Here is a 14985-nt window from a genome sequence, read left to right on the forward strand (position 1 = left end):
CAAAAACTTATTAAATCTAGCACCATGCGTGATATCCATATACTACACGATTTGCTTAAAAAACAATGCCCCAAAATCATCAAAAACGTCCTAATTCTCTGATGGTTGCCACTGAGTCACTATTCGATGGAAATCAATTGTCACTCACTCAGCTTGGTCGCAATATTACAGGCTCTGTGGCGGCTAAACATAACATTAAACGTATAGATCGACTCTTAGGTAATCATCACTTAGCCCAAGATAAAATAACCCTCTATCAATGGCATGCTCGATATTTGTGTGGCTCAAATCCTATGCCTATTATCTTGGTCGATTGGTCTGATGTCCGTGAACAGCTCCGAATAATGACGCTACGTGCATCCATCAGTGTTCTAGATCGCTCTGTGACTGTATATGAACACACTTTTTTGTTCGAAGACTACAACGCACCTCGCAGCCATAATGCGTTTCTCGTTGAACTCGCCAATGTTCTACCTCAAGGCTGTTGTCCGCTCATCGTGACCGATGCAGGTTATCGTAATACCTGGTTTAGGGAAGTGGAGCGCTACGGCTGGTTCTGGCTTGGTAGGGTACGTGGCGATGTGGGCTTTATGCATCATGGAAAAAGCGACCTGGTTCTCGAATAAATCGCTCGACCCGAAAGCAAACTCAACCGCTAAATACATATGTAATGTCCAGCTTGCACGTAAATCACCACTAAGCTGCCATTTACATCTATTTGAGGCTAAACCCAAATTACGTAAAGATAAAAGCTCTTCAAAAGCGGGCCGAAACCACACAGCACAAAAGAGTTATCGCTTAGGCAGTAAGGAGCCTTGGCTACTGGCGACCAACTTACCGCCTGAATATTTCAGCTCAGCAAAAGTGGTTGAGCTATATGCTAAATGCATGCAAATTGAAGAAACCTTTCGGGATTTAAAAAGCCCGCAATATGGCATAGGGCTGAGGCAAAGTCGCAGTCGGTGTCCAAAGCGATATGATGTGTTATTGCTTATCGCAATGCTGGCAGAAATACTGTTGTGGTGCATAGGTATAGCCGCGAGGCATCTTGGCTGGCAGAAGGATTTTCAAGCGAACAGTATCAAACATCGCGCTGTATTATCCGTTGTAAGATTAGGAAAAGAAGTGCGGCGAAGGCCAACTGTATTTTGTCTTTTTAAGCGATTTGTTAGCTTTATGGAATATTCCAAAGCCATGAGTTCCCATTTTTGCCAACAACTGTTTGAGCGCCTAGTGTGTTTGTGGCAAAGTTTATTAAAAAAGCTAAGCAGATATGTGTGATCTTTATTATTCCTGAGCTTCAGAATCCCACAACCACCTTTTAGAAATATCGACTCTCTGGAGGTATTCAGAAACCCTGATGTGTTTCACCATCGCACGTCCAGACGTACTTTTGTAGCATTCTTCATTATCCAAACCTTCTTTCAGAGAAAATTTTAACTCCTTATTCCCATCTTGTGAATTATGATAGTTAATATCAGTTAGAGTTATATAGCCAAACCCATGCAACTTCCTCAATACTCCTGTTAATCTCGGCGGCGACATCGCAATATTTAAAGCATTACATATGACACTACTTAGTACTTGAATATTGCTTTTAAAATAAGTGTCTATGTCAGAAAGATGGCTTTTACGACTGTAAAACCTATCTTTTTCACCTAGATCAGCAAACGAAATCATATCTAAATCATATTGAGAAACAAGAAAAAACTCTCCCCGACCATACCTGTACTTTGCATATAGAAATAAAGCAATTCGTGATTCCACATAGTTGAGATGAGGATTTGAAATGACATTCAAGATAAATCTAGATTCATCACTTGTATGACCTAAATGACTTAAATTTTGTTCTATTCTCCCCAATGTAGTATGACCCAACAACTCATCACGAGGCCTATAAATTGCGTTACCTTGATTTGTTGGTTCATGAACTTCAGGAACCAACACTATTGGATTAGTTTCTGTACCAAACTTCTTCCCCATAAGTCACCTAGCAGCTTTTTGTATCATACCAAATCTGTAACTTGATAAAATTCTAAATTAGATATTTATAATACCCATGAAAACAACAACCTATTGATTTAAGGTTTCTTTTAAGTATTTCACCTTAATAATAGAGCCACCAAAAGCAAAAGTTACAAAAACAATATATAAAATAAATCTAATATTGATCACAACATTGTAAATGCTACTTGGTGAGGTCTTCTATTAAAATAACCGAATCAGCATAAATTACACTATAAAACCAATAAGTTAAACCTTAATAAATAACTTGTTAAAAAGGTTTTTTGTGATGTTTTTTCTTTCTTATTAAAAAAAAATGCGTCCGAAGGTTTCCCATTACGCCTGTAGTACATTTCCATGTACTCAAAAAGGAGACTAAACAATGTCAAAACCAACACTAAACACAACTAAATTTCAAGCAACTCGTAAGTCGAAAATAACGCCTAATAAACTAATTAAGAAGGAAAAAGATGCACCTTGCTCTGCAAGCGCTAACGAAACATTGAAATTTGATACCTCTCTGACTGTGACTAAAAAGACACCAAAAAAATCACCCAAGGTTTCAAATAAAAATGCTATACAGAAACCAGAATTCTCTATTACAGCCTTTACTGGACGTGTAAACGATCCCACTAAACCGCTTGCATTTGATGGGCTACTACCACAGATGGGAGTAAAAATGGTACGTACAGTTGCTGCAAGAACAGAGTCTGTTCCCGATTTCGCGGCTACTGCCTTGCTAGCAACCTTAAGCCTTGCCGTTGCTAACCGTTTTCGCATTCAACCAGATAAGAACAATACCGCATACATCATTACTCCTAACTTGTCAGGCATGATTATCGCTGATCCCGGAAGTCGTAAATCCGCCCCCGTTCGCTTGCTCACGGAACCATTCACTGACCTTGAAAAGGCTGCTGCTAAATCGCGGATGAAAAAAACGAAAGATGATACTAAACAGCTTTCAAAACAAAAGTTCAAAAACTTAGCATACGAAAAGAAAGCAAGATCGCTTTCAGCAGAGCTTTTAGATCACCCACCGACCTCTGATGAGTACAAAGACATAGAAAAGCAGCTCGATGATGCTCTGGAAAAGCATCAAGACATACCAAAAATAAAAGCACCAAAAATGTTAGTGGTGCAGGATCCAACCCTAAAAGGGTTACTGCAAATTGCTGAAGCTCAATCTGAGCCAGTATTGATTTATAAAGATGAGCTTGCTCCCTTTTTAGAAGAAGTCTATGCCTCAAAAAACAGTGGCTTCAGACGCTATTTGATCGAAGCAATGGATGGGAAGAATAGCTACACCAACGTCACTGCTCACAAGTCGATACAAACGGTTAAACCACCTATTATTTCGTTGTTTGGAACAACTCAACCAAGTGTGATTCTCAAAATCGTGGGTAAGATAGTGGCAGAAAAAGTAGCCGATGATGGTTATTTAGACCGATTCCAGCTACTTGCATTTCCAAATGCCAATTATGTGCTGGCACACTCGACCAATCTTGGTCACGTAGATGAACAATCAATAGAGTCTTTAATGGCACTTGTAAAGTTGCTTTATAAAAGCTCAAAAGAAACTATCAAGGTTACATTGAGCAATAAGGCCAAAAAACTGTTGGAAAGCTATAAAGCGACTATTAGTATCCTCCAGAAGTCACAGAATGTATCACCAAATGTAAAAAATAAACTCTCAAAATATCCAGATATGATGCTGAGTATTGCATTGGTTATTGCTGTACTTCGTACGTTTGAGAACGATCCATCCTCAATATTCACACTCAAAACACTCAAAAGCAGTGATCTTAAAATGGCGAGTAAATGGACTAAATACTACTTCCAACATCTAAAAAAACTGTGGGGTTCCAAAAGTATCAAGATGGAGAATGCGCTCAAGATTTTAGAGAACATTAAATCACTGTTAGATGAAAATAAGTGCTTCACCACTCGTGATATCACCCAACGCAACTGGGCAGGTATTAACAAGGATAATGATAAAGCACAAACGGCGCTTCAGGTACTCGTCGATGAAGGGGTTATTAAATCTGCAAATGATAACAAAAAAATCGGACGTAGATCTGAAAAGTGGCAGTTAATCGTCAAAATCATCGATTAATTGAGTTCCTGATGGGGAGGATGACCTCCCCTATATCTAGTAGTATTTACAGAGAGAAATACCATGAACAATAATCCAACCAAATCATCTATTAATAGTACTATGTTTAATAGTTATAAGTACTTAGATAACAGTAACAATGATATTCACATTACAATAGACAATTATCTAGAAGCTATTATTCAGTATCGTGTTAGCCATAACAAATTTGTACCAGAGTCTGAGTATCGACGTCTAGCCGAGCACAAAGCGCTAAACGTGATGGACACTAAAGCGCTCAAATACGCATTGCAACATGCCACTGTCGGAAATGTCACTGATAGCACTAAAGGTCTGCATTTTCAGAGTCTTTTGCTGGCATCTCAATTAGCCAACCCACAGGCATGGGCGAGTTATCCTATCATCGATAAGTTGCATATCACTGTGGATGTGGCAGAAGACGAGATTAATGACTTATACAGTCAATCTCATACAATCTTTAAAGGCAGTCAATTTAAGTGCTCTAAGACGAAGATTAAGCGCCAGAAAAGCCAATTTTATATTAACGTACTAACATTCTCTTTAAAAACAGATAGCAAGGCTAAAATACGCATATTCCTTGGTGATTACGCTAAAAATCGTAAAACCAAGCACAACAAGCTCAGAATTGAGTTTGTCCCCGCGAGGTTTACACATCAGCAGATTAAAGCGTTTTTCCGTGTAATTAAGCGCTCGAAGTGTATTGATAACTACGAAGAACGAATGGAAGCCGCGAACGTCACTCGCTGTGATCTTGCCATTGATTTGATGTGCATTCCTACCCCGCTGGTGATTGTAGATAAACCAGCGGTTAAGTATTTTAGTAACTACAAAGATCATGCACTAAAGAACATGCGCTTTGTCCAAACAATGTATATTTGCCTGTATAAAAAAAGCCATATCATCATTTACAACAAACCTGAGAAGCTATTAGAGCTTCCACCTCACAAGGCGAAAAATCGGTTACCCATACTCATTAACGATAATGGCAATCCACTAGCGGTAACACGCTACGAAAATGTCTATCGACCTCAGCAGTCAGGCAGCACATTATTACTACAAGACCTACACAAAATGAGCCACCTGTTTAAGTCTGTTGAAATATATAACCCAAACGTACTCAGAAACTTAGATGACACTGAAAGAAAGTTGGCGCTCAGAGATGGGTTGATGGTCTATATGAAAAAAGAGTATGAAGAAGCCGCCTTTATAGCTAGAAGTGAAATGCTTCAACGTTATGCGATGTTTATCAATCAGAGCGCTTTTAAGTCTATGCAGGAAAAGGTGCTACAGAAATTACAAGACTGCATAATATTGTCCCCCAAGGCTAAGCCCTAGCTAACCGTGTCAAAAACATCGGCTGAAATTTAGGCTCTAAAGTGATACTATGAACGTGTTTCTAGTATCACTTTTCCCTTCTAGCTCAACCCTCTAAATACAATTCAACTAATACACTTACTGGAGTTTTCAATGACTACAGCGACCCCGTTCGCGCTGTATTTGAGCCGTCTGTCTTCTAATAGTCAGCGCTCTATCAGCTCACAGATGCGCAGTATTGCGCGATTAATGCAATGGCAAGAAGACTGCCTCAACCACAAGCTATGCCAGATTGACTATCAACAAGCACTACAGATACGTGCGGTGATGACACATGCAAAATGGTCTGCTCGTTCGATTAACCGCGCCATGATTGCAATAAAGAATATCGTTAAAGTAGCCGCCTTAATGAACCAAGCTGAGTTATCGCAAGTTGCTAACTTGGAGACAATTAATCAGGTCAAGCATGGACAACATCAAGGTACACCGTTAAGCACTGAGCAAGTAACGGCTATACTCACCTATTTTAAAGATAAGAAAGGCACATTCGCTGCACGTAATCTCGCAATCTTTAGCCTGTTCTTAGGCACTGGACTTCGCCGCAGTGAGCTATCTACGTTAATGCTGCATGATTACGATGCTAATTTACACTCCTTAACGGTGGTTGCGGGTAAAGGTAATAAAAGTCGTACCTTGTTCTTACCTCAATGGGTAGAGCAAAACCTCATTTTATGGCTCAAGCTGCGCGGCAAACAACAAGGCTATTTGCTGTGTAAATCAACACTAACAGGTAAATTAAGACTGGCCGAACCAACAAGTCCAACGTCTTTGTATCGATTAGTGAAAGATACCCTCTATGAACTTGGAGTAGACAATGTATCGCCTCACGATTTACGCCGTACCTTTATTACCCGCTTGCTTGAGCAAAATGTCGATATTAATACGGTTAGGCAGATGGCGGGACATGCTGATATCAGCACGACCACTATTTACGATAAACGTGACCATGAGTTTATGAAACAAGCTGCTGAAACGCTCGACTACACCCCTCCAGAGAAACACCTTAAACGGGGGCGTGGAAGCCAATGATAAAGGTGAAGCCCAACAATAAAAAGTCGAATCATTGTTATTATCTGGCGACTCAAATTGCTGAGGATTTATTACTTTCAGCAGCAGATTACCGCTTCGAATACGTGCCTTCTTATGTCATTAGCTCACTGGTCGGGATAAAGCTGCAATATGGCATCAACTATGACATAGACAGCACGCTTGCACTGTTTCCGATTAGAGATAGTCACCCTGCTATGACAGAAACCGTTAAGCACAATGCCTTGTTTTTGTGTGACTTGTTTAAGCTTAATCATGCCATGCAACCTGTCATAGTGCTTATCATTGTGATGAATGCCAATCCGGGTTTAAAGGAGTTACTTAACCTATTAGCTGACTACGATGCCGATATTCTGATTCAGGCAATGGAACAAGATACAGGATTGGACTGTGATGCCATTCTTACGCAGCTCCAACCGCTGGTCGTTAATCGCTTTATTGAAGATGCCTTATTGCATTTACCACATGTATTGAGCATCCCAGAGCCGTTTCGTGTGTTATTGGTGAGTGAAAAAATCACTAGCCGAGAAGCCTTTCTTGCGCCGATATTGAAACGCAGTCCAGTAGCAAGGTTCACACTGAAACAGTTCGAGCATGTGAATGCTGATTTAGTGTCTCGTTATATGAAGGCCGCCAGTAAACAGCAACTCACAGGGGTTAATATTCTTCTCTATGGCGCTGCGGGCACAGGAAAAACAGAACTATCACGAACGCTAGCTAAAACGCTACGCCGCAATTTAATCGAAGTACAAAGCGTACAGTTTGAAGATGGCAAAGTGACAGGTGAATTTCTCAGTAAAGAACCAGCAAGCCTGCGTTTAACTTATCTGAACTTGATGCAAGGCTTGCTTGGTGGGTCAGATGAAAGCCTGTTATTAATTGATGAATGTGAAAGCGTGTTTAAGCATGCCGATGAGCATTACTCAAAAGAAGGCTTAATGCGCTTACTTGAAACGAATCCAGTACCTGCTATTTGGATAACCAATCATATATCCATGCTTGAACCCAGCTTTATACGCCGCTTTAAACTGGTAATGGAAATACCTGTACCAGATGAAGCGTTTAGCTTTGCCATGAGTAAAAACATACTCAAAGCATTAAAAGTATCGGATGAATTTAGACTGATACTGGCAAGTAAATCCAATGCCGCACCAGCGTATATAGCGAATGCGGCTCATGTTGCCAACACATTAACGTTGACAGGAGAGCAAGCTGAAGAGGTGGTACTAGATGTCATTGAAGCAACTCTTGATGCCTGCGGCGAAGAGTCACCACCATCTAAATACGAAGGCCAACTGATATTTGACCCAAGTTGCTTAAACCTTAACGCAATTGACGGACATAATGCACAAGCCTTAATTGAGGATATTGACAGTGCCATCGCCAATGGTTTACCTGTCAGGGTATTACTCAACGGCCCTCCAGGCACAGGCAAAACGGGTTGGGTACATCACTTAGCTGATACGCATGGTATAGAAGTGATGCACATCAAGTGCTCTGACGTTCTAAGCAAGTATGTCGGTGAAAGTGAGCAGAATATTGCTGCGTTGTTTCGTGAAGCGCACAGAACAAAGAAGCTAATGCTCTTTGATGAAGTCGATAGCTTACTGAGCAAACGTGAAAGCGCTCAAGCACAGCATGAAGTCCAGCTTATCAACGAACTGCTGTCTCAGCTTGAATGCAATACTCAACCTGTCTTCGCTGCAACCAATGCACTGACAGCTATCGACAGCGCTGTGATGCGCCGCTTTGACTTTAAGCTGACTTGCGACTATCTCACTGAAACGCAACGTCACACGCTCTATCGTCAAGTATTGGGTATCACTAAATTAACCAATGCAGAGAAAGACCGACTTCAAGTGTTACAACAATTAACGCCCGGCGATTTCGCCATTTTATCAAGACGCATGTTATTTCAGCCTAACCATAATCACAGAAGTACGGCTATCCCGCTACTCACAGAAGAAAACAACCGTAAACAAACACCACGCCACATCGGCTTTATCCGCTAAACCCACCTATCTAAGGAATGTAAAATGACAACATTATTGAGTTCTCTCAAGGTTATCGCTCGCCCTGTAATTGCCATCAAGCCACCTATTATCAGCAAGCGATTACGCTTAATAGAAAAGCTGGAACAACAATTAGACATGGCTGAATGCATGGTTCAAGGCAAAGAGTTTGAAGCCTACCGTGAAAAAATGGTCAAAGACCCTGAAACAGGAGAGCGTAAGAAGGTACGCCGACGCTATAACGTTCGCTCTTGGTATTATGATAATGAACAGTACTACTACCTTGAAGTCCGTATTAGCGGTAAACCTATCGAGTTAGTCAAAGATAAACCTGCTATTGATGTGGGTGATAAAGCCAAACTGCCCGACACCATCAAAATAGTTATTGATGCAGTGGAAAAAGGCGAACTAGATGAGTTTTTACTTGCACCGCCCTCTAAGTTTCCCAGTAAGAAGATGAAAGCCAAAGAGGCCACTAAGCCTGACATAGCAGTAAAACCCAATACAAAATAACAATGCTTGAGGGGGCTTCCCCCTCGACTTAACTTGCTTTAGTCAGAGGTAAACTCATGGCAATTATTCGCGAAATAAACGTTAAGTATCAATTTAGAGAAACCAGCTGCGAAAAAGCGGAAAAGACACTCACCAGCCCAGAGGAAACCGCAAAGATATTCGACTACCTCAAATATGAAACAAAGGAAGTCTTCATTGTCGCCAATCTTACTACCCAGCGAGCCATCAATTGCATTGAAGTTGTGGCGACTGGGTGCATAAACAGCATTAGCATGCGGCCAGCGGAAGTACTTCGAACCGCCGTAATACTGAATATGCCGGGGATTATCCTTGTTCATAACCACCCTTCAGGCGATCCAACACCAAGCACAAGTGACCTCAACTTTACCAATATGGTCATTGAATGCGCCAAGGTACTCAATATTGAAGTTGTAGACCATGTGATTATTGGCCTAAACCGCTTTACCAGCTTACGCCAAACACATCCAGACCTATTCTAAAACCTGTGAGATAAACAATGAATACCATTAACAAGGAACTGGCTTTGCCTGTTTCCGATAGCTTACTACTGCCACTAGAAAAGCTAATTAGTAACACCCCTCATGATGCTTTAACCATTAACTTCCGTGATCCCAATTACAGCGCAGAACATGGCGGTTTTCATCCCGTAGAAATGAGACTAGAAAGAAAAGCTGAACAGTGGACGTTGTGTTACATCACTGAGTTCTGTTTCGTTGGTCAGGGAAGCGGTTATTCGGAGTTGGTTAAAGAGTTGGATTTTGACTTCAGCTTTGGTGTATTTCAAAGTATTAATGGTGAGATTTTGATTGAGGCAGCGAAGGAGTTTTATCCGATTTGGGAACAAAACTTCGTGTGCTATTGGTTAGATCTAGAAATGTTTGAAGTTAGTATCACAGCAGATTAACCCTCAAAAGACTCAAAATTACGACCAAAGTGACATTCCAAAATAAACTAAACCAACTAGACTGATATTCAAGCAGGGAGTTGTCCTTGCTATGAATAGGCATATCGTAACTATAAAGGAGCTAAATAATGTCAGGATGGTATGAGTTAAGTAAAAGCACTAATGACCAATTTAAGTTTGTATTAAAGGCAGGCAATGGAGAAATCATATTAACAAGTGAACTCTACACTGCTAAGGCTGGTGCGAATAATGGTATTAGCTCGGTTCAAACAAACTCTCAAAGTGAAACTAATTTCGCGAAAGAAACAGCAAAGAACGATAAGCCTTATTTCAACCTAAAAGCGGCTAATCATCAAATCATTGGCACAAGCCAAATGTATTCGAGCACTTCAGGTAGAGATAATGGCATACGTTCAGTAATGGAAAATGGAAATACATCTACAATAAAAGACTTAACCGCTGGATAAAATCTATCAGCTCAAGCTTAAATGAATGCATTCGCACTCTAACGGCTTACAGCAACAAACTTGTATCACTTACCATTGAATTATAAGCATAAAAAAGCCCCGTTCGATTAAGAACAGGGCTTTCAAATAATGGTACCTGAGGTCGGACTCGAACCGACACGCCGCGAAGCAGGGGATTTTGAATCCCCCATGTATACCAATTTCATCACTCAGGCAAAGGCTTTCAAGCTACATTTAGCTTTGCAAAGAAATCTAAAACACCAAATATCTTTGCAAAACCAAACCAATTTCATCTTACTTTAATTATGTAATTTTAGCCTGTTTACAACCTATATTAGTTGGGAGGCATAAAATCTTATAATTCAAAAACTTTGCAAATCTTTGCAAGGATTTCGCATGTTAATTATCTAACATTAACGTTTTACTTCAACAACTTACTTATACCAAGCTAGTACACGCTGTGATTTTTGAATCCGTCGTGTATACCAATTTCACCACACCGGCAAAGACTTATAAGCTATATTTAACTTTGCAAAGTAATCTGATTTAGCCAAATATCTTTGCAAACGTATAATACAATTACTTAATTTACATTGTCACAATTAAGTGGTGGCGATTATACCTTTGCATGTAATAATCGCAAGCCCTTTACCTATTCTTTTCTTTAAAAAACACTCAATTGCTCAAAAGTTATTCATAGGAACAAATTAAGGTAGGGTAAAGACTTTTTGTGAGCTAATAGACAATTTTACAGAAAAATAACACTACCCAAGCTGAAAATTGATCAAGATCAGTATTACAACATAAATTCCCTTTTACTATGACCTTGATTTCACAATAACAGAGGATATGTAACATGGCATTTTGGTTAGATTTAATGTTTGGAAATCCAATCGGTTTACTGTCCATGATCGTTATTTTCAGCACGATAGGTATTATGTCTTACTTATCGTGGATGTTTATTGTTAAGTCTGCACCTACTAAGTGAGTCTCTTATTAGGCCAAGTTATTTTACTGCTTATTATTCATAGTTAATATGAAAACTTCCTTGCGAAATATACAAAGGCGACTAAACACTACGGTGTTTTTATAGCCGGATTTGGGGGGCTACTTTATTTGCCCCCAATTTTTTTATCCACATCAACCTAAATTCAAAATACAGCTAAAAATACTGCTAAGGTGGCTAATCGCACCTTATACACCGCTATACTGCATGCTTACGCGATTGAACCAATCCATTAATAAAATGTGGTCGCGTCTTTATCAGATAACTCATTTCTTCTGCACTCGGCTCACCTGCTGGTAAACGTAATACATCACGATTTAAATAATTACGTGCTTGCATGGAAATTTTGTATTCCGCTGTTGGTCCTTGTATAGCATAGTGACGCTCATTACCTAGCATTTCGAGGATGCTTGTCTGGACTAAATTCTTAACCGCTAATTCGTTTTGTGGCAGTGTTAGTATTGTTTGCCCTTGCAAAAAGAATTCTCGTAGCAAGGCTCTTTCAGCAGGATCAAGCAACTTCACTTTGGCTTCAATGGTTTCTACGGTACGTTTTTGACGTAAATAAATGATGGATTCATCGACAACAAAGGCGATAATTTGGCTTAAAAAATATGCCACACCAATAATTAACCCTAAGCCAATAAACTGACTGTATTGATTAACAAGTTGGTCTAACGATAAAACCGCCAATAAATGTTTGGGCACAAAGAGCAAACTTGTACATGTTACTACAATCCACGACATTGCACTTACAAACAAGTGTTTGCTATTCAATAACTTGATAGATCTAATTTTCATTTTCATTATAACTTACCCGCAGTGTCAGATTTTTGAACCTACTACGATAAAGCAATATATATGCCAGAAAAATAATAGATACATCCAACTTTATTGATGTTCATTCCTCTTTATCGGGTTTATCTGACTACGCCTGCACGTAAATGTATTCCGTTGGAAATAACGTCATATATTTAACATCTGTACTAAGGGTATTTAAGCCGACTTAGCGGCTAATTTGGTCAGCACACGACTAACCGCAACAAAAGCAAATGTGCCTGTAACCATTGTTATGGCACCAAAACCAGAAGCACAGTCCATCCGCATGCTACCTTCTGCCGTAGCCTTGGTGTTGCATACACTGCCGTCTGCTTGTGGATATACTAGATGTTGACTCGAAAACACCGCATCTACAGCAAAGCGACGTTGGAGGTTTTTGGTAAAATGATAATCACGACGAAGTATATTGCGCACTTTAGCCAATAAAGGATCTTGGACCGTTTTCGCTAAGTCAGTAACTTGAATTAAGGTTGGATCAGTTTGCCCACCAGCACCACCAATTGTCACTAATGGGATTTTATTGCGTTTACACCAAGCGATTAATCCCGCTTTAGGCTTTACGGCATCAATACAGTCAATCACATAATCGATGTTGCCGTCTTGCGAGACTGGCTTAAAATACTCAGCAAGATTATCTAAGGTAATAAAGTCTTCAATTTCATTAACTATGCATTCTGGATTTATGTCACGAATACGATTTGCCATAACTTCAACCTTCGACTGACCAATGGTTGAGGTTAATGCATGGATTTGACGATTGGTATTAGTGACACAGATATCATCTAAATCAATGAGGGTGATTTGACCAATACCACTTCGCGCTAACGCTTCTGCAGCCCAAGTACCAACACCACCAATACCAACAACAACAACATGAGCTTTAGAAAATGTCGTCAATGCAGCTTGACCATATAAACGGCCGATACCTGCAAAACGATGAGTATAAGATTCTGACAACATTTGGTTACGCCCTAGATTAACAACTATTTTCGCGACCAATTTTATACGATTTATCCCCAAAGCTAAATGCTTGTCACAACAGGTTTTATATGAATCTTGTTATTGTTAGTTTTAACTCAATGAGCTGCACCAAAACGTTACATTTTTGATTAAATTAATATTGATAATAAAACATCTATTGTCTCAATAATCTCAAGCAAAAATCATTTATCAAAAAACGTTCCAAATATGTACAATTTACGACCTTATTAGACTAAAGATATAAAATTTATCATAAAACATTCATAAAAGTTAAATTAACATGCGCTAAAATAGTGCGATGTAACTCACCTAGAGATAGCCTGCTTATTTAAAGTAAAATAGGAATACCCCTAAAGAGGTATATGCAACCCATATTGTCTCTTAATTATACAAATGGTCGCTGTTATCACAGATTTAAATACAAATTCTTAAGTAGGGCCAATTTATTTGATCTAGGCCACACTTTGAAGGTGTCAAATCTGTGAAAATCTGCACCAGATTGTTGCAGAATTTAATCTGCAATCAACTTCACTAACTAAAACCATGAAAAATGGAATATAGAACATAACGTTCTAGGGAGCATGAAAGATGAAAAAGACATTAATCTCTGCATCGATAGCATCTGTACTTACATTAGTTTCTTTCGCTACACTTGCTGAAGGCCCAAGTTTCTATGGTCGTCTAGATTTATCAGTATCTAACTCTGATGAAGGCGCTACGACTCAAAACGGTAAAGACGGTACAGTATTAGAAAGCAACTTTTCTAACTTAGGTGTGAAAGGTAGTGAAAAAATCAGCAACGGTATTGAGCTTTTATACCAAATGGAATTCCAAGTTGAAAACACTACTCAAACTAAAGACAGTAGTGGTGATAACGTGGTATTTAAAGCACGTAACACATTCTTAGGTTTGAAATCTGACGTAGGTACAGTATTAGTTGGCCGTAACGACACTGTATTCAAACAAACTGAAGGTGGTGTTGATTTATTTGGTAACACGAATGCCGATATGGACCGTTTAGTAGATGACCAAGATCGTGTAGCTGATGGTGTTTGGTACTACTCTCCAATGCTTGGTGGTTTAGTGACATTAAATGCAACGTATTTAATGGATGACAACTACGAAGGTTCAGACGAAGACCAATATGCATTAAGTGCTACAATCGGTGATAAAAAATTCAAAGCACACAACTATTATTTAGCTGCTGGCTACAACACCATTAATGGAACAGATTCTTATCGTGGTGTTGCACAAGCTAAATTTGGTGACTTTAAAGTAGGCGGTTTATTCCAAAATACTGAAAGCCAAATAACGGATCAAGAAGGTGATTCTTTCTTCGTTAACGTATCTTACAACCTAAACGGCGTAAATTTAAAAGCTGAATACGGTCAAGATGATGCAGGTTTTGGTAAATACTTCAAAAACAGCGTAGACACTATTGGTACTGACATTAATGTTACCCAAATTATTGTCGGTGCTGATTACCGCGTATCTAAGTCAACATTAGTTTATGGCCACTATGCAATGTATGAAGGCGACCATAAAGTTGAGTTAGCAAAAGTTGATTTAGAAGATGACAACATCTTCACTGTTGGCGTACGTTACGACTTCTAATCATTCTGGTATAAGCTTCGGCTTAACACCCTAAATGAATAAAAAATGCCAGTCTGTGTAGACTGGCA

The 14985-nt window shown here is 39.4% G+C and carries 13 protein-coding genes, 1 tRNA gene and 1 pseudogene; 11 read left to right on the forward strand and 4 right to left on the reverse strand.

Annotated elements, in window-relative coordinates; genetic code table 11:
- Positions 1-24: 24 nt before the first annotated feature.
- Positions 25-1137: pseudogene (locus FCN25_RS06985) on the forward strand (IS4 family transposase); the annotation flags it as partial.
- Between the two features lie 150 nt (positions 1138-1287).
- On the opposite strand, the gene FCN25_RS06990 reads toward FCN25_RS06985, so the two are convergent.
- Positions 1288-1983, reverse strand: a complete 696-nt coding sequence (locus tag FCN25_RS06990) for a hypothetical protein (RefSeq protein WP_137223246.1) — start codon at positions 1981-1983, stop codon at positions 1288-1290.
- A gap of 403 nt (positions 1984-2386) precedes the next feature.
- Here FCN25_RS06990 and FCN25_RS06995 point away from each other — a divergent pair, with 403 nt between their 5' ends.
- From FCN25_RS06995 to FCN25_RS07030, 8 genes are all read left to right on the forward strand, one after another.
- A complete protein-coding gene (locus FCN25_RS06995; RefSeq protein WP_137223248.1) occupies positions 2387-4117 on the forward strand; it encodes a DUF3987 domain-containing protein in 1731 nt (576 codons plus the stop codon).
- A 63-nt stretch (positions 4118-4180) separates the two neighbouring features.
- On the forward strand, positions 4181-5473 hold the full coding sequence (locus FCN25_RS07000) for a hypothetical protein (RefSeq protein WP_137223250.1): 1293 nt from the start codon (positions 4181-4183) through the stop codon (positions 5471-5473).
- A gap of 132 nt (positions 5474-5605) precedes the next feature.
- Positions 5606-6541, forward strand: coding sequence for a site-specific integrase (locus FCN25_RS07005; protein WP_137223252.1), 936 nt, complete (start codon positions 5606-5608; stop codon positions 6539-6541).
- On the forward strand, positions 6538-8571 hold the full coding sequence (locus tag FCN25_RS07010) for an AAA family ATPase (protein ID WP_137223254.1): 2034 nt from the start codon (positions 6538-6540) through the stop codon (positions 8569-8571). Before FCN25_RS07005 ends, FCN25_RS07010 begins: the two co-directional genes overlap by 4 nt.
- Before the next feature lie 24 nt (positions 8572-8595).
- Positions 8596-9084 carry a DUF6641 family protein gene (locus FCN25_RS07015; RefSeq protein WP_137223256.1) on the forward strand — a complete coding sequence of 163 codons (489 nt, stop codon included), beginning with the start codon at positions 8596-8598 and terminating at the stop codon, positions 9082-9084.
- A 56-nt stretch (positions 9085-9140) separates the two neighbouring features.
- Positions 9141-9584, forward strand: a complete 444-nt coding sequence (locus tag FCN25_RS07020; RefSeq protein ID WP_137223258.1) for a JAB domain-containing protein — start codon at positions 9141-9143, stop codon at positions 9582-9584.
- 17 nt (positions 9585-9601) lie between these two features.
- Positions 9602-10009, forward strand: coding sequence for a DUF2787 family protein (locus FCN25_RS07025; protein ID WP_137223260.1), 408 nt, complete (start codon positions 9602-9604; stop codon positions 10007-10009).
- 128 nt (positions 10010-10137) lie between these two features.
- Positions 10138-10476 (forward strand): YegP family protein, encoded by a 339-nt coding sequence (locus tag FCN25_RS07030; RefSeq protein ID WP_137223264.1) that lies wholly within the window; start codon positions 10138-10140, stop codon positions 10474-10476.
- A gap of 130 nt (positions 10477-10606) precedes the next feature.
- Here the strand turns inward: FCN25_RS07030 and FCN25_RS07035 are convergent.
- Positions 10607-10691, reverse strand: a tRNA-Leu gene (locus FCN25_RS07035).
- A gap of 641 nt (positions 10692-11332) precedes the next feature.
- On the opposite strand from FCN25_RS07035, the gene FCN25_RS07040 reads away from it, so the two are divergent.
- On the forward strand, positions 11333-11464 hold the full coding sequence (locus FCN25_RS07040; protein WP_137223265.1) for a DUF3149 domain-containing protein: 132 nt from the start codon (positions 11333-11335) through the stop codon (positions 11462-11464).
- 216 nt (positions 11465-11680) lie between these two features.
- Here the strand turns inward: FCN25_RS07040 and FCN25_RS07045 are convergent, their stop codons facing one another.
- Complete coding sequence (locus FCN25_RS07045; protein WP_137223267.1) at positions 11681-12292, reverse strand: superinfection exclusion B family protein; 612 nt, start codon at positions 12290-12292, stop codon at positions 11681-11683.
- A gap of 186 nt (positions 12293-12478) precedes the next feature.
- Positions 12479-13279: a tRNA cyclic N6-threonylcarbamoyladenosine(37) synthase TcdA gene (gene tcdA / locus FCN25_RS07050; RefSeq protein ID WP_137227351.1), complete on the reverse strand. Its 801-nt coding sequence runs from the start codon at positions 13277-13279 to the stop codon at positions 12479-12481.
- Positions 13280-13891: 612 nt separating this feature from the next.
- On the opposite strand from tcdA, the gene FCN25_RS07055 reads away from it, so the two are divergent.
- Positions 13892-14917 carry a porin gene (locus FCN25_RS07055; RefSeq protein ID WP_137223269.1) on the forward strand — a complete coding sequence of 342 codons (1026 nt, stop codon included), beginning with the start codon at positions 13892-13894 and terminating at the stop codon, positions 14915-14917.
- Positions 14918-14985 lie beyond the last annotated feature (68 nt).

Source organism: Shewanella sp. MEBiC00475, from assembly GCF_005234075.1.
In the GTDB taxonomy this organism is placed as follows: domain Bacteria; phylum Pseudomonadota; class Gammaproteobacteria; order Enterobacterales; family Shewanellaceae; genus Shewanella; species Shewanella polaris.